This is a genomic window from Sphingobacterium humi (assembly GCF_009768885.1).
Lineage (GTDB): Bacteria > Bacteroidota > Bacteroidia > Sphingobacteriales > Sphingobacteriaceae > Sphingobacterium > Sphingobacterium humi.
Genome location: NZ_WSQA01000003.1, coordinates 68,347 through 91,734 on the forward strand (window position 1 = coordinate 68,347; position 23,388 = coordinate 91,734).

Consider the following 23,388-nt stretch of genomic DNA (forward strand, 5'->3'; position numbering starts at 1 on the left):
CGTTTATGGAAATCTCGATTTTCCTGCATCCCTAGGGAAAATCAACACACGATGAAAAAATTGATCCTATTATGCAGCCTGATTTTTGTACAGCTTACAATCGCGCAGGCTACCGAACGAAAAATTACCGGACAGGTTACTGATAACCATACAAAACAACCCATTGCCGGTGTAACCGTCTCCGTATTAAAGACATCCAAGGCCGTAAGTACCGATCAACAAGGGAATTATTCCCTGATGGTTGACGATAAAGACGTACTGCAATTTGCCATGATAGGCTATGAAACCAAAACTATGAAAGTAGGAAAACGGAAGCTGATCAATGTTTCCTTAGTTGTCGCGAATCAGGTACTGGAAGAATTTGTTGTAACAGACAAGGCGGGTATGCTCGCCAAAGTGTCGCAACCAGCGGTTCAAAATAGCGTAATGATTCGTGGTGGTATTATAGCGCCGCGACAAAGCAATACAGAAAGCTATCAAGATATTGAGGAAAACGGCTTTAAATCGCCAGTAAAGGATCCTTTGTCTACCTTTGCAGCCGATGTGGATGCCGCTTCCTATAGTAATGTTCGCCGCATGATTAATGCTGGTCAATTACCGGTTAAAGATGCGGTTCGTGTCGAAGAATTGATTAATTATTTTCAATATAACCTGAAAGCGCCAACCAATGGCGATCCGGTAAATATGCTCACTGAATTGGCCACCGCCCCTTGGAACAAGGAGCACCAACTGTTGCGCATTGCCCTGAAAGCAAAAGATATTCCTTCAGCAAAGCTGCCAGCTTCCAACTTTGTCTTTTTGATTGATGTTTCCGGCTCTATGTATGGCCCGAATCGCTTACCCTTGGTGAAATCATCCTTAAAAATGCTGGTCGATCAATTGCGCGATCAGGATCAGGTCGCTATTGTCACCTATGCAGGTTCCGCAGGTGTTAAATTGAAAAGCACCGCAGGAAGTCAGAAGATGACGATTAAACAAGCAATTGACGAATTGGAGGCCGGCGGAAGTACAGCCGGTGGTGCTGGTTTGAAAATGGCGTACCAAATTGCCCGCGAACAGTATAAAAAAGAAGGAAACAACCGCATTATCCTAGCCTCTGACGGCGACTTTAATGTGGGGGCATCTAGCGATAAAGACATGGAAGACTTAATCAGTAAGGAACGTGAAAGTGGGGTGCACCTCACAGTATTAGGTTTCGGAATGGGGAATTTAAAGGATAGCAAAATGGAATTGCTCGCCAATAAAGGACATGGTAATTATGCCTATATCGATAATATTTCCGAAGCCCGAAAAGCCATGGTTACCGAATTTGGCGCTACCCTTTTTACGGTGGCCAAAGATGTTAAAATTCAGGTGGAGTTTAATCCGGCGTATGTGCAAGCATACCGCTTGGTGGGCTATGAAAACCGACTACTAGCCGCCGAAGACTTTAATAACGATGCCAAGCTTGGTGGTGATATGGGCGTAGGACATAGCGTAACTGCTATTTATGAAATTGTACCTGTCGGTGTGAAAAGTAGCATCATCGGTACGGTCGATCCCTTAAAATACCAGGAAAACAAAACCTCAACTAAAGGATCCTTAAATAAGGAACTAGCTACCGTGAAATTCCGCTATAAAGATCCCGATAGCGACAAAAGCAAACTGCAACAAGTGGTCGTAAGCAACCAAAGTAAATCCATGGAAGCCGCAAGCGCCGATTTTCAATTTGCATCCGCCGTTGCTGAATTCGGAATGCTGCTGCGTAACTCCGACTATAAACAGGGATCGAGCTTTAACGCTTTAATTGCACGCGCTAAAGCCGCCAAAGGAAAAGATGATGAAGGCTACAGAGCAGAGTTTATCCGTATGGCGGAAAACGCGAGGGATTTGGATTAGATATGAGATTTGAGATATGAGATATGAGAGCAGGGTGGGAGTTTTTGCTTATTGTATTGCTGTCATCGTATTGTCATCGTGAGCGGAGTCGAACGACTGGTACGTCAATGCAATCAAACATGGTTAAAACCTATGTAAACAGCATGTTGTGCAAGTGTGCTATTGGTTGCAGAAACCTCCGATCGGTACGTCAATGCAATCAATCATAGATAAAACCTTTATTTAACAAAAACATATACGGGCCAGCAACTGCTGGCCCGTTGTTGATATTACGCTTATTTCTCTTTTCCTTCTCCCTTTTCACACTTAATTCTCACCCCTTGCAAAAGGGGTTTAATACGGGTGAGAAAGGGGAGTGAAAGGGATTTAGAATGGTTGAAAATAAAACAATACTGAAAGCTGAGTATGAAAATGCAGGAACAAACACTACTTATCTATTATTTAATAATTAACAAACAGTATTTCATAGTTAAATCGCTATATTTACTATTGTTACTTGAACATGGTTGCTCAGTCGTTGTTATGGAAAAAAAGGATATACATAAGCTCGAAATAATCAATTTGTTAGCCTATCGGCCGCCAAACGCGACTTCTTTTTCAGGAGAAGCAGCAGGGGAGGATTTGCGTCGGATATTAAACTTAGATCGCTTAGACGATGCATATCATAACATTCGTTTTATTATACCTGCTGGTACCACCTCCTTTAATCCTTCCTTTTATTTAGGTTTATTATTTAATAGCTTCCTTAAGCTGGGGATAACACAATATAGTAAGAAGTACAAATTTATTATTGAGGATAAAGATGAAGTGTTTCGATCCAACTTGCGTGATAACCTTTCAGATGGATTATGCCAATCCATTAATAGAATGCGGGTAATTGAATCCCAAAATGCGCTTTGTTGGAAAAACGGAAGGATGAGTTTATGGTTCAAGAGGTTATTGGAAATTCAATAGAAACGCTGCACGAAATAACAGCATCGGATTATCTGTTAAGGTGGGCACCCGTACTTTCTCCAGCTATTGTTTTATTCTTATTTTTCATCAACCAGCTGATTGATGAAAACAAAAGGCGAAAAGAAGCTAAGCGCATACTCTATTATAAAATCCATTTAGAACCTTCCTTAAAAGAATTAAATGCATATTTCAAACATATTGACCAACTCTTGCTAAAAGGGAATATTGGAATCAGGAAGGACACACAAAAATCAAGTCGAACTTTAGTCCGAATAAAACAAAAAATTGCTGTAGAGGACCGCATGTTTGTCGATTTTTGTTTATTAATCCTTCAGCCCAGTTATCCGCATATTTATAAAGATGCCATTGAACTTTTAAATTTATTTAAGGATGAAATATACCAAATTTTAGAATTCGGAGATCATGGAGAAGCTTCTACTTATGAAGCCTTTAGAAGTGTGGTCAGGAGTGATTTAATAGCGTTATTATCTAGCCCCGTCATCGCGGGGCCTTCATTATTTCGTAAAAGGCCTAGAAGGTATGCCTACCACTCATTGATCAAACAATAACAAAACCCGCCTTCAACCCACATTCCCTATACCCCCCCTTAATAGCATTGTCGAAAACTTCCTCCTCCATAGCTTGTCGGCTAAGTTTCAGGAATACCCAAGCTAGCGAACATACATGGTAACTTAACTATTTTTCTTCCGCTCCTTATACTGTTGAGAGAAGGATTTATCGGCCAGTTTAGGGAGCTCCCGTTGTTCGCCCCAAGCTTTCTTGAAGAAATTACGGATAAAGAAATTCTTGGTTTTACCACCGAAGAAATCGATGATTCGTCTTTTTTGAATCGCCCAGGTAAACATGCCCCAGGCTTTCTTCTCCATCTTTGGGCTTAAGTTTTCTTGTACGGCATCGCGTCTGTTCAATAACAGCATTTTTTGGATGTCTATGCCTACCGGGCATACTTCGGTACATTTTCCACAGAGGGAAGAGGCATAGCTTAAGTGCTTAAATTCCTTCATGCCGTTGAGGTGCGGCGATATCAGCGAACCTATGGGGCCTTGGTAGGTAGTTTCATAGGTGTGACCACCAATATTTTGGTAAATAGGGCATACGTTTAAGCAAGCACCGCAGCGGATGCAATACAAGCCTTGGCGTTGATCTTTTTGTTCCAATACATTGCTGCGCCCATTATCTAAGAGAATCACGTACATTTCTTCGGGGCCATCGGCTTCCGCAGCTTTGCGTGGTCCGCTAATTAAGCTGTTGTATACGGTTAGGTTTTGTCCGGTTCCATGGCTCGCCAAGAGGGGCCAGAACAAATCTAAGTCGTTCATACTCGGAATAACCTTCTCGATACCCACCACGGCAATATGTACCTTGGGGAAGGCCGTCGTTAAACGGGCATTGCCTTCGTTTTCGGTAATCGCGATGCTTCCAGAATCGGCAACCAGAAAATTGGCACCCGTGATGCCGATATCGGCGGCGGCATACTTTTCACGTAAGATTTCACGAGCCTTCATCGTCAGCTCCTCGGCCGTTGCTTCCAGGGGCGTTTCGAAACGCTCATGAAACAGCTTGGCAATATCTTCTAGGCTGAGGTGCATGGCAGGGGTAACGAAATGATAGGGCTTCTGGTCTAAGAGTTGGATAATAAATTCGCCAAGATCACTTTCAATGGTTTCAATATTTTTCTTCTCCAAGAAATGATTGAGCTCTATCTCCTCCGTGGCCATCGATTTGGACTTTACCACTGATTTGGCCTGATGCATCTCCATAATCTTGGCAATCTCCTGACGGGCTTCTTCCGCATCATTGGCCCAGATGACCTGGCCGCCATTGCGCGTAAAATTAGCCTCAAAGTCTAATAAGTAGCGATCCAAGTTCTCAATGGTTTTCCATTTGATGAGGTTGGCCTTCTTCTTGGAGTTTTCCAGGTCTTGAAATTTTGATATACCACGCTCGAAGGCCAGGTTGTACTTGTCAATATTCGTATTGATAATCTGGCGATGGCGTAGATCAAAAGATTTCGATTTACTGTCTTCAAGGAATTTATCTGCTACCGATTGTGCCATAGGGTGATGTGAAGGATGTATGCAAAAATAAAAGTTGACCGGGTAACGGTCAACTTTTAAATATAATAATTTAATATTTACTTAACTACGATGCGCACTTTTATTTACTAACAGGGCTTAAGCTAATGCTTAATTCATCCAGTTGTTCTTTCGCAATAATAGCTGGTGCATCGATCATGACATCTCTTCCGGAGTTGTTTTTCGGGAAAGCGATAAAGTCACGGATGGTTTCTTGGCCGCCTAAAATGGCTGTTAAGCGGTCTAATCCGAAGGCTAAGCCGCCATGAGGTGGCGCCCCGTATTGGAAGGCATTCATTAAGAAGCCAAACTGATCTTGTGCTTGTTCTGTGCTAAAGCCCAAATGCTTGAACATTAACGCTTGCATATCTTTATCGTGGATACGGATGGAACCTCCACCAATTTCATTACCATTCAATACCAAGTCGTAGGCATTTGCGCGAACCTTGCCAGGGTCGGTATCTAATAAAGGCATATCTTCGATTTTTGGCGAGGTGAAAGGGTGGTGCATCGCATGGAAACGACCGGTTTCTTCATCCCATTCTAATAATGGGAAATCGATAACCCATAGCGGAGCAAACTCATCTGGCTTACGAAGGCCCATGCGATTGCCTAATTCCATACGTAAGGCACTTAATTGCGCGCGGGTTTTATGGGCTGGTCCAGATAATACCAAGATCAAATCCCCAGGCTGTGCGCCGGTTACTTCTGCCCATTTCAATAAATCGGCTTGGTCGTAGAATTTATCTACCGAAGATTTAAGGCTGCCATCGGCTTCGTATTTGGCATATACCATACCCGAAGCACCTACTTGCGGGCGTTTTACCCACTCAATTAGTTCATCAATTTGTTTACGGGTATAGCCTGCAGCGCCTGGTACGGCAATACCAACCACCAGTTCTGCATTGTTGAAAATAGCAAATTCCTTATGTTGAGCTACCGCATTTAACTCGCCGAACTTCATGCCGAAACGGATGTCCGGTTTGTCATTACCATAGGTACGCATCGCTTCATCAAAGGTCATCCGTGGGAATTGATCGATTTCAATGCCGTGGATGTTCTTTAATAAATGGCGGGTCATGCCTTCAAAAATATTCAGGATGTCTTCCTGTTCTACGAAAGACATTTCACAGTCAATCTGGGTGAACTCCGGTTGTCTATCGGCACGTAAATCTTCATCACGGAAACACTTCACAATCTGGAAGTATTTGTCCATACCGCCTACCATTAATAATTGCTTAAAAGTTTGCGGCGATTGCGGTAGTGCATAGAACTGACCTGGGTTCATGCGCGAAGGCACGATAAAGTCGCGTGCTCCTTCTGGGGTCGACTTAATTAAATAAGGCGTTTCCACTTCACAGAAATCCAGGTTCGATAAGTAGTTTCTTACTTCCTGAGTAACTTTATGACGGAACAATAAGCTGTTCTTTACCGGATTACGACGGATGTCTAGGTACCGATATTTCATACGGATATCATCACCGCCGTCGGTTTCATCTTCAATGGTGAATGGGGGAAGCTTGGATTCGTTTAAGACCTCCAATTGGCTTACTTTAATCTCGATCTCTCCCGTCGGGATCTTGCTGTTCTTGCTAGAGCGCTCGATAACCGTACCGGTTGCTTTAATCACATATTCGCGGCCTAATTCACGAGCAGCAGCGCGTAGGCTTTCATCATCATCGCTGTTAAAGGTCAACTGAGTGATGCCATAACGATCTCGAACATCGATGAAGGTCATTCCTCCTAAATCGCGTGATTTCTGTACCCAACCACTAAGGGTTACGGTTTTTCCAATATCTGCTAATCTTAATTCGCCACAAGTATGTGTTCTGTGCATGGTAATCTCTGTTTTTATAGAAGCACAAAATTATTGGAATTAATCGAGAATTAAAATAGTAATACATAATAGATGCCGAAACCGAAGCACATGATAGCGATACCTTATATATAGCTAAGCTAAAATGAATCAGAAATTACTGAAAATAGAGGGTAAATGGCTGATGAAAAGGCGAGAAATTTAGCTGATTTTATTTTCTCCCACTTTCCACCACTTGCCTTGTGAATCAGGCTTTGCTGCGGTTGAGTTCGGGTGTTTTTTCGATGATTACTGGTGTTTTTCCGAGTTTTTGATACAATTTTTAATTTATTGTAATTCAATATTATGCTGTGTTTTTGCCTATGTGAGGGTAGATTTTGTGGCTGTATCTTGATGTGGAAAACTTTTTTGTGGGGGATAGTGGGAGATTGTGGGGGAAAGTGTATACTTTTACATTAAAATTAGTGTAGACATATACTGAATGCTAAAACTTATCGGAGAATTTGAATGTAAGCTGGACGCCAAAGGAAGAATGGTGGTCCCTGCTTCGCTGAAACGGCAGCTGCCGGAAGCGGAACAGGAAGGGCTTGTCGTTAACCGAGGGTTTGAGAAGAATTTGGTGATTTACACGAAAGACGAATGGAACAAAAAAATGATGCAGCTCTCGAAGTTGAATCAGTACAATGCGAAAAACAGAAACTTCATTCGTCAGTTTATGCGTGGGGCGACCGAGCTATCCTTGGATTCTGCAGGTCGGGTATTGTTGCCGAAGGGATTGTTGGAGTATGCAGGCATTCAATCAGACGTAGTGTTGGCTTGTCAGTTTGATAAGATTGAAGTGTGGGCAAAAGCTGAGTACGATGCCTTGATGGGTGCTGACATGGATGATGATTTTGCAACACTAGCCGAGGAAGTAATGGGTGGTTTTGATTTTGGAGGATTGGAAAATGAGTAAAGAAATTGGATACCACGTACCAGTAATGTTAAAACAGTGCATCGATGCACTAGCTATAAAACCAAACGGGATTTATGTTGATGTGACATTTGGGGGTGGAGGCCATTCAAAAGAGATTTTGAAACACTTGGGTCCGGAAGGTCGATTAATCGCTTTCGATCAGGATCCGGATGCGGTGAAAAATGCCTTGCAGGATGATCGCTTTACCTTGATCCATCAAAACTTTAGGTTCTTAAAAAATTACTTACGCCTGGAAGGTATTCGCAACGTCGATGGGATATTGGCTGACCTAGGGGTTTCCTCGCATCAGTTTGATGCTGCAGATCGCGGGTTCTCCATTCGTTTCGATGCGGATTTGGATATGCGGATGGATCAGGTTTCAGATCTGGATGCACGTAAGGTATTGGCGACTTATTCAGAGGAGGAGTTGCATCGCATCTTCGGTATGTATGGTGAGATTATCAATGCGAAGACCTTAGCGAAGACCGTGGTGACAGCGCGCTTGAACCAGGAGATTAATACCGTTGCAGAATTGAAAGAGGCCATCAAGAAATTGGTGCCGAAAGGAAAAGAACATAAATACCATGCGCAGGTTTTTCAGGCTTTGCGTATTGAAGTAAATAAAGAATTAGAAGCCTTGCAAGAGTTCTTGGAACAGACGGTAGGGGTGTTGAAGGAGTCGGGAAGATTAGTGGTGATGTCTTATCATTCCTTGGAAGATCGCTTAGTGAAGAACTTCATGGCGAAAGGAAAGTTTAAAGGCGAGGTGGAGAAAGATTTCTTCGGTAATGAAATAAAGCCTTTTCGGGTAATCAGTAGAAAAGCCGTCGTGGCTAGCGAAGAAGAGGTTCAAGAGAATAACAGGGCGCGCAGCGCGAAGTTGCGAATCGCGGAAAAGGTATCACAAGCATAAGGAGAATCTATGGCGAGGAATACCATTAAAAATAAGGAGCTCAGCGAGGAAGTACAAGAGGAGATGTCGGATGCCTTGGAGGAAAAGGTTGAAGAGACGGAGAATTTTCTGAAGTCTATTTTCTCTCAAAATAAAATCTCGACTTACCTCGTCGCGAAGAACCTGCCATTTGTGGCTTTTTTGGCCTTATTAGGTTTGCTGTATATATCGAACAGACACCTAGCAGAAAATACCGTTCGCCGCATCGACAGGCTGGGCAAGGAAGTGAAAGAGTTGAGCTGGGATTATAAATCGCTGAACGCCGAGTTGATGAAGCTGACCACACAAACTGAAATAGCAAAACGCGCGGATACCCTGGGCTTAAAAGAAAGAACAGAACCGCCAATCAAAATACAAGTAGTAAAAGAAGTCAAATAGTTTAAACACAAAACCAACACATGAATATTAGGAAGTCCATATTAATTCGGGTGTACCTGGCGTTCGGCCTGATGGTTTTTGGTGCTTTATTGGTTTTCGGAAAACTATTGCATTTACAGTATGTAGATGGTGATCGTTGGCGAGAAATTGCCGACAGCTTAACCATTCGTGAAAGAGTGGTGGAAGCAGCGCGTGGAAACATCTACTCTAACGATGGGAGCCTCTTGGCCACCTCCGTTCCGGAGTATGATATCCGCTTTGATGCGATGGCGATTCCTTCCGAGGAAAATGATGTATTCAATGCGCGGGTAGACTCCTTGGCGGCTAAGCTTTCGAAGTTCTTCGGTGATAAATCGGCTCGCCAGTATTTAACGCAGTTGAAGGAAGCACGGGCAAAGAAACATCGCTATGTGTTGTTGAAACGAGCGGTAAGCCATCAACAATTAAAAGTGTTAAAGACCTTTCCCTTGTTGACAGGTTTTAAAGAAAATAAAAAACGCTACTCCAGTAGCCTGATTGCGGTGCGCGAAAACAAGCGCATTTTGCCGTTTACAAATCTGGCAGCCCGGACCATCGGTTATAAGAATACCAAAGGTGATACCGTGCGCGTGGGATTGGAAGGAGCCTATGGCGATTATATCGAGGGACGCAGCGGCGTGCAGTTGATGCAACGTATCGCCGGTGGGGTTTGGATTCCGGTAAATCGTGAAATGGAAGTAGCACCAACCGATGGAGCAGATATTATTGCTACCATCGATGTGAATATGCAGGATATGGCACAACGTGCCTTGGAAAAACAACTGATCCAAAGCAATGCGGATAACGGTTGTGTGATATTAATGGAAGTAAATACCGGTGAAGTACGGGCGATAGCCAACTTTACCCGGGATGCTGAAGGCGTGTACCGCGAGAAGTTTAACTATGCCATTGCGCAAGGTGCCGATCCGGGATCTACCTTCAAGATTGCTTCTTACTTAGTGGCCTTGGATGATGGGCTTATTGACACCAACACGATTGTTGATATCGGCAATGGTACCTATAAAGTTCCTGGCCACACCATTCGGGATTCACATCCGCCGAAGAAATCTAGAGTAACCGCGAAAGAGGCGTTTATGGAGTCTTCAAACGTGGGGATTGCGAAGTTGATTCATCAAAGTTATGGCAATGCGCCAGAAAAATATACCGGTAAACTGCATAAATGGGGGTTGAATGATCCGCTAGGGTTGCAGATTCCGGGTGAGGGAAAACCTTGGGTTAAAATGCCGGATAGCCGCTCATGGAGCAAGCTTTCCTTGGTGCAAATGGCTTACGGCTACGAGCTGAAGCTAACACCTATGCAAACCCTTTCCTTGGTAAATGCAGTTGCAAACCACGGAAAATTGGTGGCGCCCTTATTTGTAAAAGAAATTCAGCATTTAGGAAATACGGTTCAAAAGTTTGAAGCACGTGTCATCAACAAGCAAATTGCTTCAGAAGATGCCGTACGGAAAATGCAGAAAATGATGGAAGGGGTGATGACTGAGGGTACTGGTAAAAGGCTGCGTAGCCCGCTTTATACTTCGGCAGGTAAGACGGGTACTGCGCAGATGGCCGATGGCTCACGGGGCTACGGCGCAAGAAGATATCAATCTTCTTTCGTGGGCTATTTTCCGGCTGAAAATCCAAAGTACTCCATGATTGTGGTAATCCGTAATCCACGGAATGGCTACTATGGTGGTTCGGTGGCAGGACCAGTGTTCCGCGAGTTGGCGGATATGGTGTATGCCAATGACCTTTCCTTACATAGCACGTTGGATAAACGCCAGGTGAATTTCAGTGGCTCGAAAGTGCCTTATACACTACGGGGTTCTAAAGATGCGACAGCCAAGGTGTATGAATTATTAGGTATTAAATCGGTGAACTGGAACGCGATCGTAAAATCGGATACCGGCTCATCCAGCAATAACGCTGTGGCGTTTACTGCAAATGAATATAAAGAAGGTATTGTTCCGAATGTGAAGGGTATGGGGTTGGTGGATGCGATTTTCGCGATGGAGAATGCTGGATTTAAAACCACCGTACGTGGTAAAGGAAAAGTGTTTAATCAATCCCTTGCTGCCGGTCAGCGTTTAAAGCCCGGAACGGCAGTACTTATAGAATTGAATTAATATGTTATTAAAAGAGTTGTTACACGCTATCCCGGTAAAAGATTACCAAGGTTCTTTGGAAACAGAGGTGACCTCGGTATGCTTGGATTCCAGAAAGGCCGAGCCCGGAAGTGCTTTTGTAGCAGTTCGCGGACATCAAACCGATGGCCATTTATTTGTAGAAAAAGCAGTGGCGCTAGGAGCGACCGTGGTGATGTTGGAAGAATATCCGGCAGAGATTGCGGAAGGCGTGACTTACATCCTCGTGGATGATTCAGCTTATGCGTTGGGTGTATTTGCGGCCAACTTCTACGATAATCCTGCTAAGAAATTAAAGCTGGTAGGTGTGACAGGAACCAACGGCAAGACCACCGTGGCGACCTTATTGTTCAATTTGTTTACCCGTTTGGGGTATCATGTTGGATTATTGTCAACCGTTCAGAATCAAATTGGCGATCGTGTTATTCCTTCCACGCATACCACACCGGATCCAATCTCTTTGAATGCCTTGCTGAAGGAGATGTTGGAGGATGGTTGCGACTATTGCTTTATGGAAGTAAGCTCGCATGCCGTGGTGCAACAGCGTATCGCTGGCTTGCGCTTCGCAGGCGGTATTTTCACCAATATTACCCATGATCACTTGGATTTTCATGGCACCTTCGCGAATTACATCAAAGCGAAGAAAAAGTTCTTTGACGACTTAGATCGTTATGCTTTTGCATTGACGAATATCGATGATAAAAATGGAGCGGTGATGCTTCAAAACACCTTCGCACATCGCAAGACTTACGGCTTACATCAATTAGCCGATTTCAAAGCAAAGATTCTGGAAAGCCATTTCGACGGCATGTTGCTGCAAATGGACAACCAAGAGCTATGGGTGAAGTTGGTAGGTCATTTCAATGCCTACAACATCCTTGCCGTATATGGTACTGCCATTTTATTGGAGCAGGAAACCATGAAGGTGCTGACAGCCCTTAGCGAAATAACCGGAGCGGAAGGTCGCTTTGAGACCGTTCGTGCAAAGAATGGTGTAATCGCTATTGTGGACTATGCACATACACCAGATGCGGTAGAGAATGTGTTGGAAACTATTTTGGACTTGAGAAAGCCAGGTCAGCAAGTGTTGACGGTGTTAGGCTGTGGTGGTGATCGGGATAAAACAAAACGTCCAGAAATGGCCGAAGTAGCCGTTCGCTTAAGCGATAAGGTGATCTTGACCTCGGATAACCCGCGCTCTGAAGACCCTGCGCAGATTATTAAGGATATGGAGGCAGGCGTTGCGACAGATAAACGCAAGAATGTATTCTCCATTACTGACCGTCGCGAGGCTATCCGTGCTGCAGTGCATCTGGCGCAAGAAGGCGATGTTATTCTGGTGGCAGGTAAGGGCCATGAGAAATATCAGGAAATCAATGGGGTAAAAAACCACTTTGACGATAAAGAGGAATTGGAACTAATTTTTAACGAAATCAATTAGATTGGATGTTATATTATTTATTTACTTGGCTTAATGAACATGTTCATATTCCGGGAGCTGGATTGTTCCAGTTTATCTCCTTCCGGACGGCCATGGCTGTTATTGTTTCGTTAATTATAACCACGGTATTTGGTAGTCGGTTAATCCGTTTGTTGCATCAAAAACAAGTGGGTGAAACGATTCGTGATTTAGGCTTAGAAGGGGAGAAAAAGAAACAAGGAACACCGACCATGGGGGGATTGATCATTATCGCCGGTATCCTGATTCCTACCTTATTGTTTGCCAAGTTAGATAACATCTACATCATCCTGATGATCATTACGACCGTTTGGATGGGGGCAATTGGTTTCCTAGATGACTACATCAAAGTATTTCGTAAGAATAAAGAAGGATTGGCCGGACGCTTTAAAGTAATCGGTCAAATTGGTTTAGGGGTGTTAATTGCCGTGACGATGTATTTCCATCCGGATATCGTGGTGCGCCAGCAAGTAACAAATCCTACCTCCTCAAAACCGGTAGAGGTGGTGATCAACCCTTCGACAGGAGAGAAAATCTATGCAGAGAATGTGAAGTCTTCCAAGACCAACATTCCCTTTTATAAGAATAACGAGTTTGATTACGCCAAAGTGTTGGATTTCTTTGGACTGACCAGCCCTTGGGTAACCTTTATGATCTTTTTAGTTGTGGTGGTATTTATTGTTACTGCCGTGTCTAATGGAGCAAATATTACCGATGGTATCGATGGCCTGGCCACGGGTACCTCGGCAATTATGGGGATTACTTTGGCAATTCTAGCCTACGTATCGGGTAACATCATCTTCTCGGATTACTTGAATATCATGTATATCCCGAACTCCGGAGAGCTGGTGATCTTTGCGGGTGCCTTTGTAGGAGCCTGTACAGGATTCTTATGGTACAATGCCTATCCTGCGCAGGTGTTTATGGGAGATACGGGCAGTTTGGCTATCGGTGGTATTATCGCTGCCTTCGCTATCCTGATTCGTAAAGAGTTATTGATCCCGGTATTATGCGGTATTTTCTTGATCGAGAACCTGTCTGTAATCTTGCAGGTGTCTTATTTCAAGTATACCAAGAAGAAATTTGGTGAAGGGCGACGCATCTTCTTGATGTCGCCATTGCATCACCATTATCAGAAAAAAGGATACCATGAATCCAAGATCGTGACCCGCTTTGTGATTGTCTCGATTATGCTGGCCATCCTGACTATAGTGACTTTGAAAGTAAGATAAATTAATACGATGTCAAATATTGCACATAACTACTACCCTCAAGCTGGACGCCTGGTTATTCTTGGCGCAGGGGAGAGTGGTGTGGGTGCTGCTATCCTGGGTAAGGATAAAGGTTTCGACGTATTTGTATCCGATATGGGACAAATTGCCGATACCTATAAAAAGCAACTGGAGCAGGAGCAGATTGCCTTTGAAGAAGGGAAGCATAGCGTTGAGCTTATTTTAAATGCAGATCTGTTGGTGAAGAGCCCGGGGATTCCGGAGAAAGCGCCATTAATTAAAGAGCTGAGAAGCTTAGGCAAACCCTTGATCTCGGAAATAGAATTTGCAGCGCAGTATACCGATGCGAAGCTGTATTGCATCACGGGATCCAATGGGAAGACGACCACCACCATGCTGACCTATACGCTGTTGAAAAACGCTGGCCTAGATGTTGGTTTAGCTGGGAATATCGGAAACAGCTTTGCATTGCAGGTGGCCCGCGAACCGCATGCCTGTTATGTTTTAGAGATCTCCAGCTTTATGTTGGATGATATGTACCACTTCCGTGCAGATGTTGCTGTGATCTTAAATATCACGCCAGATCATTTGGATCGCTACGAATATAAAATGGAAAACTATGTAGCCTCCAAATTCCGGATGGTACAGAACCAAAGGGACACGGATTACTTCATCTATTGTTTAGATGATCCCGAGACGGTAGCTGCTCTGGATAAGCATCCGACAAAGGCGATGCATCTTCCGTTTTCCGCAGAACAAGAAGTAGAACAAGGCGCATTCGTAGATGCCCACAACAAATTGAATATAATAGTACCACATAGAGAAGCTTTTACCATGAATATTGAAGAATTATCGTTACAAGGCAAGCACAATGTATACAATAACAGTGCGGCAGGATTGATTGCAAAAGTACAGGAACTTCGCAACCAATCGATGAAGGAGAGTATGGGATCCTTTGTAAACATTGAACATCGCTTAGAGCATGTGGCTTGTATTGGCGGGGTGAATTACATCAATGATTCCAAAGCAACGAATGTCAATTCCGTATGGTATGCCCTGGAAAGTTTCTCTACCGAGATCGTTTTGATCATGGGTGGTGTGGACAAAGGCAATGATTACGATATGTTGAAAGACTTAGTGCAGGCCAAAGTGAAAGCTATTATCTGTATTGGTAAAGATACAGGACGTATTCATGAAGCCTTTGAGGATGATACCGAAGTGATCGTGAATTCAGCGTCTATGAGTGATGCTGTGCAAATTGCCTCCCACTTAGCGAAAAAAGGAGATACGGTTTTATTGTCTCCGGCGTGCGCAAGCTTCGATTGGTTCAAGAACTACGAAGAGCGTGGCGATAAGTTCAAAGAAGCAGTAATGACTTTATAATAAAAAGGAGTACCGATGGAATACATTTTTTCTAAACTAAAAGGCGATAAGTGGATCTGGATCATTGTGATCTTGTTATCCATTTGGTCACTATTGGCTGTATACAGCTCGGTAGGAACATTAGCCTATAAAGAGGGAAAGGGTACAGAATTGTACCTCTTTAAGCACCTTTTTATTGTGGTCGCTGGTTTAGCTTTGATGTACCTGTCGCATAAATTGGATTACCGCTATTATGCGGGCATCTCCAAATTATTGATGTTAATCACCATTCCATTGCTGTTGTATACCCTATTGTTTGGTAGCAAGGTGAATGAGGCGAGTCGCTGGTTGACTATCCCGATTATCAATCAAACTTTTCAAACTTCCGATTTAGCGAAGTTAGCCTTGATCACTTTCCTGGCGCGGATGTTATCCCGCAAGCAGGAAGAGATCAAAGATGTGAAGAAATCCTTTATCCCAATTATGGGGGCTGTATGTGCGGTATTCGTGCTTATCGCTTTAGCGAACTTATCCACAGCCTTGATGCTGTTCGGGGTAAGCGTGCTCTTGTTGATGATCGGTCGGATTGATTTCAAACAGATTGCCGTGGTCTGTCTAGGTGGAGCGGTACTATTAACCCTGGTGATGTTGTTAGGACCACGTCGTGGTACTTACATCAGCCGTATCCAGGGATTCTTCCAGACAGAAGAAGTGCATGAAGGAAAATCATCTTTCCAAGAAGATAAGAACTTCCAGGCCAACAATGCGAAGATCGCTATTGCGACTGGTCAGATGTTCGGAAAAGGCGTTGGGAACTCGGTACAGCGGAACGTGCTGCCGCACCCGTATTCCGACTTTATCTTCGCCATTATTATTGAAGAGTATGGAACAATAGGCGGAGCCGTGTTGCTTTTCCTGTATATCGCATTGATGTATCGATGTATTCGGATTGTAACCTTGAGTCCACGGGCCTTCGGCGCCTTTCTGGCGGCAGGCTTGGGCTTCAGTCTAACTATTCAGGCCTTGGCCAATATGGCGGTAGCCGTAGGCTTAGGTCCGGTAACCGGGGTGCCATTGCCTTTGGTAAGTATGGGAGGAACTTCCATTCTATTTACCAGTGTGGCCTTAGGCATCATCCTGAGTGTAAGCCGCAATATTGAGGAGTTAAAACATAAAGAAGAAGATTTAGAAGTTGTGAAGAAGCCGCGCAAGGTGGTGGTAGGCACAATTTAAGATACGATGGCGCATAAAGTAATCATAAGTGGTGGCGGAACGGGAGGACATATCTTCCCCGCAATTGCAATTGCAAATGCCTTGAAACAACTGGCGCCAGATACCGAGATCTTATTTGTCGGGGCAGAGGGAAAGATGGAGATGGAGCGTGTGCCAGCTGCCGGCTATGAAATTGTCGGGTTGGACATTGTCGGTATCAATCGGCAGTCCTTATTGAAAAACATTGCACTTCCATTCAAGATGCTGAAAAGCCTGTGGAAGGCAAGAAAAGTTCTTAAAGATTTTAAAGCAGAAGTAGCTATTGGGGTAGGTGGCTATGCATCAGGGCCTCTTTTAATGATGGCCAATATGATGGGCCTGCCAACCATTATCCAAGAGCAGAATTCCTACGCCGGTGTAACCAACAAGAAATTGGGCGCGAAGGCCAAGAAAATCTGCGTAGCCTATGAAGGGATGGATCGGTTTTTTCCGGCAGATCGCATTTTATTGACGGGGAATCCTATTCGTAAATCTTCCGTAGCTATTGAAAACAAAAGAGAAGAGGCCATCAACGCTTTCGCCTTAGATCAGGATAAGAAAACCATCCTGTTTACTGGAGGTAGCTTAGGCGCATTAACACTGAACGATTGTGTAAAAGCGGGTATCCCTCAGTTTGTAGAAGCAGGCGTACAGGTGATCTGGCAATGTGGAAGCTACTACTATGAAAAGCTGAAAGCGGAATTGGGTGATAGCTTACCGGATTCCATTAAGCTGATGCCTTTCCTAGAACGGATGGATTATGCTTATGCCGCTGCCGATGTTATTGTAGGTCGCGCAGGTGCGGGCACCATTTCCGAGCTATGCGTCATTGGGAAGCCGGTGGTTTTAGTGCCTTCGCCAAATGTGTCGGATGACCATCAAACGAAGAACGCCTTAGCCTTGGTGTCAAAAGATGCCGCCTTGATGGTGACTGATGGAGCAGCACGCGTTGAACTGCTGCCGCAACTCTTGAGCTTAATTGCCGATGAGGCAAAGATGCAAGAACTGGGCGATCATATTTTAACACTGGCTTTGCCGGATGCTGATGTGGTTATCGCGCAGGAAGTTTTGGATTTAATAAAGAAATAAAGATGAATATCGACAAAATTAAACGAGTTTATTTATTGGGTATCGGTGGTATCGGTATGAGCGGACTGGCTCGTTATTTTAGTCGTTTGGGCTGTGAGGTGGCCGGGTATGATCGTACGTCGACAGAATTGACGCAGACCCTGGAAGCAGAAGGAATGCCTATTATCTATACGGATGATGTGGCTGCTATTCCGGCAGCATTCGAGCAAGCAGGTGAGGAAACACTGGTTATTTTTACGCCGGCTATCCCTGCTGACTTAGCCTTGAAAGCACATTTTATTAAGCATGGCCACGAGTTGTATAAACGCTCGCAGGTATTGGGTTTCATTTCGGCTAGCCGCTTTACCATTGCGGTTGCCGGTACACATGGCAAAACAACCACTTCTACCATGGTAGCTCATATCTTGAAAGATAGTGGGCATGATTGTTCGGCCTTCTTAGGCGGTATCAGTACCAATTACAAGAATAACGTCTTGTTTGGTGAGAATAATGTCGTGGTGGTGGAAGCCGATGAATACGACCGCTCTTTCTTGACCTTACATCCGAATATCGCTATCGTGACTTCAGCAGATGCCGACCATTTGGACATCTATGGTGAGGCCAGCAAATTGCAGGAGTCTTTCCAATTGTTCTTGGATCGCGTGGTTGAAGATGGTCAGAAAATCGTGAAAAAAGGATTGCCATTTGCCGCAGATATCAGCTATGCTCGTGAAGAGGTGGCGGATGCCTATGCAGAAAATGTGCATGTGCGCGATGGCGAGTTCTATTTCGATTATCACTCCGAAGATCTGACGATTAAGGATATCCATTTAGGAATCCCGGGATTACATAATGTGGAGAATGCCGTGGCAGCAATTACGGTTGCCAAATTACTAGGCATTGCAGCGCCGAAAATTACCCAAGCTTTATCTTCCTTCGCGGGCGTAAAGCGCCGGTTCGAGTATATTGTTAAATCGCCGAAGCATATTTACATCGACGATTATGCGCATCACCCGGAAGAGCTACGTGCTTTCCTGGCTTCCATGAAGAAACTTTACCCGAACAAGAAATTAACGGTGGTTTTCCAACCGCATTTATTCACCCGGACGAGAGACTTCGTCGATGGCTTTGCCGAAGTATTGGCCTTTGCTGATGAGCTCTTGTTGATGGAAATCTATCCGGCGCGTGAATTACCGATTCCAGGGGTAGACTCTACTTGGTTATTGGAGAAAATACGCATGGAAAATAAACGTCTGGTAAGTCCGGCTGAGGTGTTAGAAATCGTCCGCAGTGAAAGCCCGGAATTGGTCGTGACTGTAGGAGCAGGCGATATTGATAAATTGGTGAAACCATTAAAAGAATTATTGATCAATGCTGAATAAGATCAGAAACATACAATGGCGTCAGGTAGGCTATTTTTTCCTCGGAGTTGCGGCTCTGGTAGGGGTAGGTATGCTGATGAGTTTAGTGTCGAAGAAAGATCAGGTTCAGGTTTGCAGTTCTTTAAAAGTATTGGTTGAAGGAAAAGAAACCTTCATCGATCAGCAGGATATCTCTTCCATGATACAGGATAAGTTCGGTAGAGTAGTAGGGCGTCATTTAAACGAGATCCCTTTGCATAAGATCGAAATGGAGTTGAAGAAATCGCCTTATGTTTCTGAAGCCGATGTGCATATGGATATGGATGGCACGATGCAGGTGCAGGTGCAGCAACGCGAGGTGGTGCTCCGCATCATCAACCAGGCTGGCCAGGAATACTATGTAGATTCCAAAAACCAGAAAATACCTGTCACGCTAAAATATGTGCCCCATGTCATGGTAGCCAATGGGCAAATTAAGGAAGGCTATAAAAAAGCATTAGAGCCGGTGCAGTCTACTGTAGTAAAAGACTTAGTAGCGGTGGTAGAACATACCAGAAACGATGAACTCTGGGGAAACCAGATCGTACAGCTTTATGTGAATGGCGATCGTGATATCGAATTAGTACCCCGGGTTGGCGAGCAGCAACTGATTATCGGTAATGCCGACTCCTTAGCTTACAAGCTCGATAGGCTTACCACCTTCTACAAGCATATTATGCCGAAGGTAGGAACCGGCGCCTATGGGAAGGTCAATGTTAAGTATGGCGGACAAATTATCTGCGAGCGCAATGGCGATTGGTTTATCGACAGCTTGCAAATGAAAATGAATAAGAAATAACAGAAAGAAAATATTATATACAGCATCAAACACAGCATATGAAACCTAGAATTGTAGAAAATGAAAAAGAAAATCCAATTATCGTTGGATTGGACATCGGTACAACAAAGATTTGTGTAACCGTTGGTCGTCGTAGTGGGGTCAATAAGGTGGAGCTTTTAGGTGTCGGTAAAGCAGAGTCAGCAGGCGTTAACCGTGGGGTAGTAGCCAATATCCAAAAAACGGTAACCAGTATTCGCGAAGCTGTAGCCGTGGCCGAAGGCCAGTCGAATGTTGACATTAAAGTAGTGAATGTAGGTATTGCTGGGCAGCACATCAAAAGTATTCAGCACCGTGGTATTTTAACCAAGAATGACGATGATGAAATCGGACGTTTGGATATCGAGCGTTTGATCTCCGACATGTACAAATTGGTATTGCCTCCCGGAGAAGAAATTATCCATGTGTTACCGCAGGAGTTTACCATTGATAACGAACCAGGCATTAAAGAGCCTATCGGTATGGCGGGCCGTCGTGTGGAAGCAAACTTCCATATCATCTCCGGTCGTGTAACGGATATTAAAAACATCAAACGTTGTGTTGATAATTCAGATCTTGAAGTTTCTGAATTGATCTTAGAACCTCTTGCATCATCCGAAGCTGTGTTGGATGAAGAGGAAAAAACAGCAGGTGTTGTATTGGTAGATATTGGTGGTGGTACTACGGATGTGGCCATCTTCCACGAAGGCATTATCCGTCATACGGCTGTTATTCCATTGGGCGGAAATATCGTTACAGAAGATATCCGTCAAGGATGCTCTGTATTACGCAATCAAGCCGAGCAATTGAAGGTGCGTTACGGTTCAGCTTTAGCTGATGAAAACAAGGATAACGAGGTGATCTGTGTACCTGGTATCCGCGGTCGTGAGCCTAAGGAAATCTCGGTTAAAAATTTAGCCTATATCATTCAGGCTAGAATGGAAGAAATTATCGAGCACGTATATTACGAGATTAAGTCTTCCGGATACGAGGATAAATTAATAGCCGGTATTGTTATCACTGGTGGAGGTGCCCAATTGAAACACTTGGTACAATTGGTTGAATACATTACAGGAATTGACTGTCGTATCGGTTATCCTAACGAGTACCTTGCCAAAACAGATATGTTGAATAAACAAGCTTTTGACGAGTTAAAAAGCCCATTATATGCTACTGGTATCGGTTTATTGATTAAAGGTATCCAGGCGATTGAAGAAGAGGAAATGCGTAATGAAGAAAAAACCTCGAAAAAAGCAACGCCAACAAAAGAAAAAGCCAAAGAAGGCGTTAAAGAAATAGCGGAGGGCCAAAGCAAAAAGGAGGGTTGGTTGACGCGTTTTTTAGGCGATTGGATCAAAGATGGAGCCGATATCGATGACGATACATTTATCGGTAAAAAATAATTATCAACATCCCTGTCTTTTTTCCACATTTTAACAAATGTGGAAAACTGTTGTTAAGATTTTGGTAATATTACATTAGAATTGTTGAGTCAAATTGCGATAACGTAATTGATTGAGGAAGAATTAAATAGGATAAAATATATGTCGATACAATTTGAAATGTTAAAGGAGAATTCATCAATTATCAAGGTAATTGGTGTAGGTGGTGGCGGTGGGAATGCCGTAAATCACATGTATAAGCAAGGGATTTCGGGTGTAGATTTCATCGTGTGCAATACGGATGCGCAAGCATTAGAGTTAAGCCCTATCCCTAACAAGGTGCAATTAGGCGTAAGCTTAACCGAAGGTATGGGTGCCGGTGCAGACCCTGATGTAGGTGAAAACTCAGCCATCGAAAGTATTGAGGATATCAAACGCATGTTAGGTACCAATACCAAGATGTTGTTTATCACAGCAGGAATGGGTGGTGGAACGGGTACTGGGGCTAGCCCGGTATTAGCGAAAGCAGCCAAAGAACTTGGAATATTAACGGTTGCGATCGTTACGACTCCCTTTACATTCGAAGGTAAAAGACGTCGTATGCAAGCTGAGGAAGGTCTTGGCGAGCTACGTAAATATGTAGATTCTTATTTAGTGATTTCTAATGATCGCCTTCGGGAGATTTTTGGAAACTTAACCATGACAGCAGCCTTTGCGAAAGCGGACGATATACTGACCACCGCTGCAAAAGGTATAGCCGAAATCATTACCATCCCGGGCTATGTGAACGTCGATTTTAAAGATGTGCGCACCGTGATGAACGATAGTGGCGTTGCAATCATGGGGAATGCTGTTGCTACAGGTGAGCAACGTGCATTAGATGCGGTAACAGGTGCTTTAGCATCACCGTTATTAAAAGACAATGAAATTGAAGGCGCTCGTTATATCCTATTGAACATTACTTCCGGTACACGTGAAGTAACGATGGATGAAGTAGCCATTGTAACGGATTACATCCAAGAGAAAGCGGGTCTTTCTGCCGACTTGATCTGGGGTAACTGTATCGATGAGAACTACGACGAAGAGCTTTCTGTAACTATTATAGCTACGGGCTTTCAAACCGCTGAAGAGCGTGTTAAAGAAAAGGAAAAAGAGAAAATCGCTATTCCTTTAACGCCGGAGGTTTCTACCTCGGCCTTTGTAAAACCGGTTTCTCAAAACCAGTTTATCGAGCGCCCGGCAGTAGATCAAAATGCTTTTGTGAAAACTAGCCAGCCGGTTGAAACGCCAGCAGCACCACAACCGCCGCAAGATCTATTCTCTAACAAAGTAACCAGCAATACGAATGCGACTGCTGCTGTTGCCGAGAATAACGATAAAATTATTCGTCATACCCTAGAGTTTGACAATACTTCAGATATGGATGAGGTAGAAGAGGATGCAAATCCACACGGCTTCGAGCTGAAAACTTCACCTTCTTTATTCGAGTTCAAGTTGCCGACTGTTTTTGATGCTTACAAACCGGCCGCTGAACAAGAAGAACCAGCTGAAGAAATCCAAAATGAAATCGAGGAACAATTCCCTGTTGCCGAAGTTGAATTGGAAGAAGCAAAAAAAGAAGAGATCAACTTCGAAGATCAATTGTTGAAAACGAAAGAGCGCATCTTACGTTTGAAAGAGTTGAGCATGAAACTGAAATCTTCCAATGGTCTGCAAGAATTAGAAAATGAACCTGCCTACAAAAGAAAGCAGAAGACCTTAGAGGATGTGCCTCATTCTTCGCAATCGCAGGTGTCTCGTTTCACCCTATCTTTCGACGATGGCGAAACAGAGATCAGACCAAACAACTCGTTTTTACACGACAATGTTGATTAATCTTATCCTATTTAATAAGAAAGGGTGGCCTGAGAAGGTCACCTTTTTTTTATGCTGCTGTTTTGATATTTCAAAAAAGATGTTAATTTTAAGGTAGTTACTAATTTTAAATTCATAAAACTAACAGTTATGGCAAGTATTGATAAATTTAAAGAACTAAAATCACTTATCGACGGATTAGAGGGTGATGCTGAAAAATTCTATGCTAAAGGCAACAGTGCAGCGGGTACCCGAGTAAGAAAAGGACTGCAAGACATTAAAACCTTATCGCAGTCTTTGCGTCTGGGAATTCAGGAATTAAAGAACAAAAAATAAGCTGTTCTCTCGTTCTTGTTACATTCTAAGCCC

19 protein-coding genes are annotated in these 23,388 nt (G+C 43.8%); 17 read left to right on the top strand and 2 right to left on the bottom strand.

The window, feature by feature from the left end:
• The first annotated feature begins 51 nt into the window (after positions 1 to 51).
• From GQF63_RS04500 to GQF63_RS04510, 3 genes are all read left to right on the top strand, one after another.
• Positions 52 to 1,878: a vWA domain-containing protein gene (locus GQF63_RS04500; RefSeq protein ID WP_160367921.1), complete on the top strand. Its 1,827-nt coding sequence runs from the start codon at positions 52 to 54 to the stop codon at positions 1,876 to 1,878.
• A 405-nt stretch (positions 1,879 to 2,283) separates the two neighbouring features.
• The gene (locus GQF63_RS04505; protein ID WP_160367922.1) at positions 2,284 to 2,832 is read left to right on the top strand and encodes a hypothetical protein; all 549 of its coding nucleotides are present in this window, start codon (positions 2,284 to 2,286) and stop codon (positions 2,830 to 2,832) included.
• Positions 2,802 to 3,401, top strand: coding sequence for a hypothetical protein (locus tag GQF63_RS04510; protein ID WP_160367923.1), 600 nt, complete (start codon positions 2,802 to 2,804; stop codon positions 3,399 to 3,401). Before GQF63_RS04505 ends, GQF63_RS04510 begins: the two co-directional genes overlap by 31 nt.
• A 123-nt stretch (positions 3,402 to 3,524) precedes the next feature.
• Here GQF63_RS04510 and GQF63_RS04515 read toward each other — a convergent pair whose 3' ends face one another.
• Entirely contained in the window at positions 3,525 to 4,910 is a 1,386-nt protein-coding gene (locus GQF63_RS04515; protein ID WP_160367924.1) for a LutB/LldF family L-lactate oxidation iron-sulfur protein, read from the bottom strand.
• A 100-nt stretch (positions 4,911 to 5,010) separates the two neighbouring features.
• Positions 5,011 to 6,765, bottom strand: a complete 1,755-nt coding sequence (gene aspS / locus GQF63_RS04520; RefSeq protein ID WP_160367925.1) for an aspartate--tRNA ligase — start codon at positions 6,763 to 6,765, stop codon at positions 5,011 to 5,013.
• 460 nt (positions 6,766 to 7,225) lie between these two features.
• On the opposite strand from aspS, the gene mraZ reads away from it, so the two are divergent.
• The 14 genes from mraZ (at position 7,226) to GQF63_RS04590 (ending at position 23,355) form a co-directional block, all read left to right on the top strand.
• Positions 7,226 to 7,699: a division/cell wall cluster transcriptional repressor MraZ gene (gene mraZ / locus GQF63_RS04525; protein WP_160367926.1), complete on the top strand. Its 474-nt coding sequence runs from the start codon at positions 7,226 to 7,228 to the stop codon at positions 7,697 to 7,699.
• On the top strand, positions 7,692 to 8,612 hold the full coding sequence (gene rsmH / locus GQF63_RS04530; RefSeq protein ID WP_160367927.1) for a 16S rRNA (cytosine(1402)-N(4))-methyltransferase RsmH: 921 nt from the start codon (positions 7,692 to 7,694) through the stop codon (positions 8,610 to 8,612). The genes mraZ and rsmH overlap by 8 nt, the downstream gene beginning before the upstream one ends.
• A gap of 9 nt (positions 8,613 to 8,621) precedes the next feature.
• A complete protein-coding gene (locus GQF63_RS04535) occupies positions 8,622 to 9,029 on the top strand; it encodes an FtsL-like putative cell division protein (RefSeq protein ID WP_160367928.1) in 408 nt (135 codons plus the stop codon).
• Positions 9,030 to 9,049: 20 nt separating this feature from the next.
• On the top strand, positions 9,050 to 11,176 hold the full coding sequence (locus GQF63_RS04540; RefSeq protein ID WP_160367929.1) for a penicillin-binding protein: 2,127 nt from the start codon (positions 9,050 to 9,052) through the stop codon (positions 11,174 to 11,176).
• 1 nt (position 11,177) lies between these two features.
• Entirely contained in the window at positions 11,178 to 12,635 is a 1,458-nt protein-coding gene (locus tag GQF63_RS04545; RefSeq protein ID WP_160367930.1) for a UDP-N-acetylmuramoyl-L-alanyl-D-glutamate--2,6-diaminopimelate ligase, read from the top strand.
• Between the two features lie 5 nt (positions 12,636 to 12,640).
• Entirely contained in the window at positions 12,641 to 13,885 is a 1,245-nt protein-coding gene (gene mraY, locus GQF63_RS04550) for a phospho-N-acetylmuramoyl-pentapeptide-transferase (protein WP_160367931.1), read from the top strand.
• 9 nt (positions 13,886 to 13,894) lie between these two features.
• Complete coding sequence (murD, locus tag GQF63_RS04555; protein WP_160367932.1) at positions 13,895 to 15,268, top strand: UDP-N-acetylmuramoyl-L-alanine--D-glutamate ligase; 1,374 nt, start codon at positions 13,895 to 13,897, stop codon at positions 15,266 to 15,268.
• A 15-nt stretch (positions 15,269 to 15,283) separates the two neighbouring features.
• Entirely contained in the window at positions 15,284 to 16,480 is a 1,197-nt protein-coding gene (locus tag GQF63_RS04560) for an FtsW/RodA/SpoVE family cell cycle protein (protein WP_160367933.1), read from the top strand.
• Between the two features lie 6 nt (positions 16,481 to 16,486).
• Complete coding sequence (gene murG, locus GQF63_RS04565; RefSeq protein WP_160367934.1) at positions 16,487 to 17,587, top strand: undecaprenyldiphospho-muramoylpentapeptide beta-N-acetylglucosaminyltransferase; 1,101 nt, start codon at positions 16,487 to 16,489, stop codon at positions 17,585 to 17,587.
• Positions 17,588 to 17,589: 2 nt separating this feature from the next.
• On the top strand, positions 17,590 to 18,948 hold the full coding sequence (gene murC / locus GQF63_RS04570; protein WP_160367935.1) for a UDP-N-acetylmuramate--L-alanine ligase: 1,359 nt from the start codon (positions 17,590 to 17,592) through the stop codon (positions 18,946 to 18,948).
• On the top strand, positions 18,938 to 19,765 hold the full coding sequence (locus GQF63_RS04575; RefSeq protein WP_160367936.1) for a cell division protein FtsQ/DivIB: 828 nt from the start codon (positions 18,938 to 18,940) through the stop codon (positions 19,763 to 19,765). The genes murC and GQF63_RS04575 overlap by 11 nt, the downstream gene beginning before the upstream one ends.
• A gap of 38 nt (positions 19,766 to 19,803) precedes the next feature.
• The gene (gene ftsA / locus GQF63_RS04580; protein WP_160367937.1) at positions 19,804 to 21,186 is read left to right on the top strand and encodes a cell division protein FtsA; all 1,383 of its coding nucleotides are present in this window, start codon (positions 19,804 to 19,806) and stop codon (positions 21,184 to 21,186) included.
• A gap of 141 nt (positions 21,187 to 21,327) precedes the next feature.
• Complete coding sequence (gene ftsZ, locus GQF63_RS04585; RefSeq protein ID WP_160367938.1) at positions 21,328 to 23,040, top strand: cell division protein FtsZ; 1,713 nt, start codon at positions 21,328 to 21,330, stop codon at positions 23,038 to 23,040.
• 129 nt (positions 23,041 to 23,169) lie between these two features.
• On the top strand, positions 23,170 to 23,355 hold the full coding sequence (locus GQF63_RS04590) for a histone H1 (RefSeq protein ID WP_160367939.1): 186 nt from the start codon (positions 23,170 to 23,172) through the stop codon (positions 23,353 to 23,355).
• Positions 23,356 to 23,388: the final 33 nt, after the last annotated feature.

Bases quoted from the DNA above. Each gene is read 5' to 3' on its own strand.
- GQF63_RS04500 (WP_160367921.1), top strand. From the start codon at position 52: ATGAAAAAATTGATCCTATTATGCAGCCTGATTTTTGTACAGCTTACA.
- GQF63_RS04505 (WP_160367922.1), top strand. From the start codon at position 2,284: ATGAAAATGCAGGAACAAACACTACTTATCTATTATTTAATAATTAAC.
- GQF63_RS04510 (WP_160367923.1), top strand. From the start codon at position 2,802: ATGGTTCAAGAGGTTATTGGAAATTCAATAGAAACGCTGCACGAAATA.
- GQF63_RS04515 (WP_160367924.1), bottom strand. From the start codon at position 4,910: ATGGCACAATCGGTAGCAGATAAATTCCTTGAAGACAGTAAATCGAAA.
- aspS (WP_160367925.1), bottom strand. From the start codon at position 6,765: ATGCACAGAACACATACTTGTGGCGAATTAAGATTAGCAGATATTGGA.
- mraZ (WP_160367926.1), top strand. From the start codon at position 7,226: ATGCTAAAACTTATCGGAGAATTTGAATGTAAGCTGGACGCCAAAGGA.
- rsmH (WP_160367927.1), top strand. From the start codon at position 7,692: ATGAGTAAAGAAATTGGATACCACGTACCAGTAATGTTAAAACAGTGC.
- GQF63_RS04535 (WP_160367928.1), top strand. From the start codon at position 8,622: ATGGCGAGGAATACCATTAAAAATAAGGAGCTCAGCGAGGAAGTACAA.
- GQF63_RS04540 (WP_160367929.1), top strand. From the start codon at position 9,050: ATGAATATTAGGAAGTCCATATTAATTCGGGTGTACCTGGCGTTCGGC.
- GQF63_RS04545 (WP_160367930.1), top strand. From the start codon at position 11,178: ATGTTATTAAAAGAGTTGTTACACGCTATCCCGGTAAAAGATTACCAA.
- mraY (WP_160367931.1), top strand. From the start codon at position 12,641: ATGTTATATTATTTATTTACTTGGCTTAATGAACATGTTCATATTCCG.
- murD (WP_160367932.1), top strand. From the start codon at position 13,895: ATGTCAAATATTGCACATAACTACTACCCTCAAGCTGGACGCCTGGTT.
- GQF63_RS04560 (WP_160367933.1), top strand. From the start codon at position 15,284: ATGGAATACATTTTTTCTAAACTAAAAGGCGATAAGTGGATCTGGATC.
- murG (WP_160367934.1), top strand. From the start codon at position 16,487: ATGGCGCATAAAGTAATCATAAGTGGTGGCGGAACGGGAGGACATATC.
- murC (WP_160367935.1), top strand. From the start codon at position 17,590: ATGAATATCGACAAAATTAAACGAGTTTATTTATTGGGTATCGGTGGT.
- GQF63_RS04575 (WP_160367936.1), top strand. From the start codon at position 18,938: ATGCTGAATAAGATCAGAAACATACAATGGCGTCAGGTAGGCTATTTT.
- ftsA (WP_160367937.1), top strand. From the start codon at position 19,804: ATGAAACCTAGAATTGTAGAAAATGAAAAAGAAAATCCAATTATCGTT.
- ftsZ (WP_160367938.1), top strand. From the start codon at position 21,328: ATGTCGATACAATTTGAAATGTTAAAGGAGAATTCATCAATTATCAAG.
- GQF63_RS04590 (WP_160367939.1), top strand. From the start codon at position 23,170: ATGGCAAGTATTGATAAATTTAAAGAACTAAAATCACTTATCGACGGA.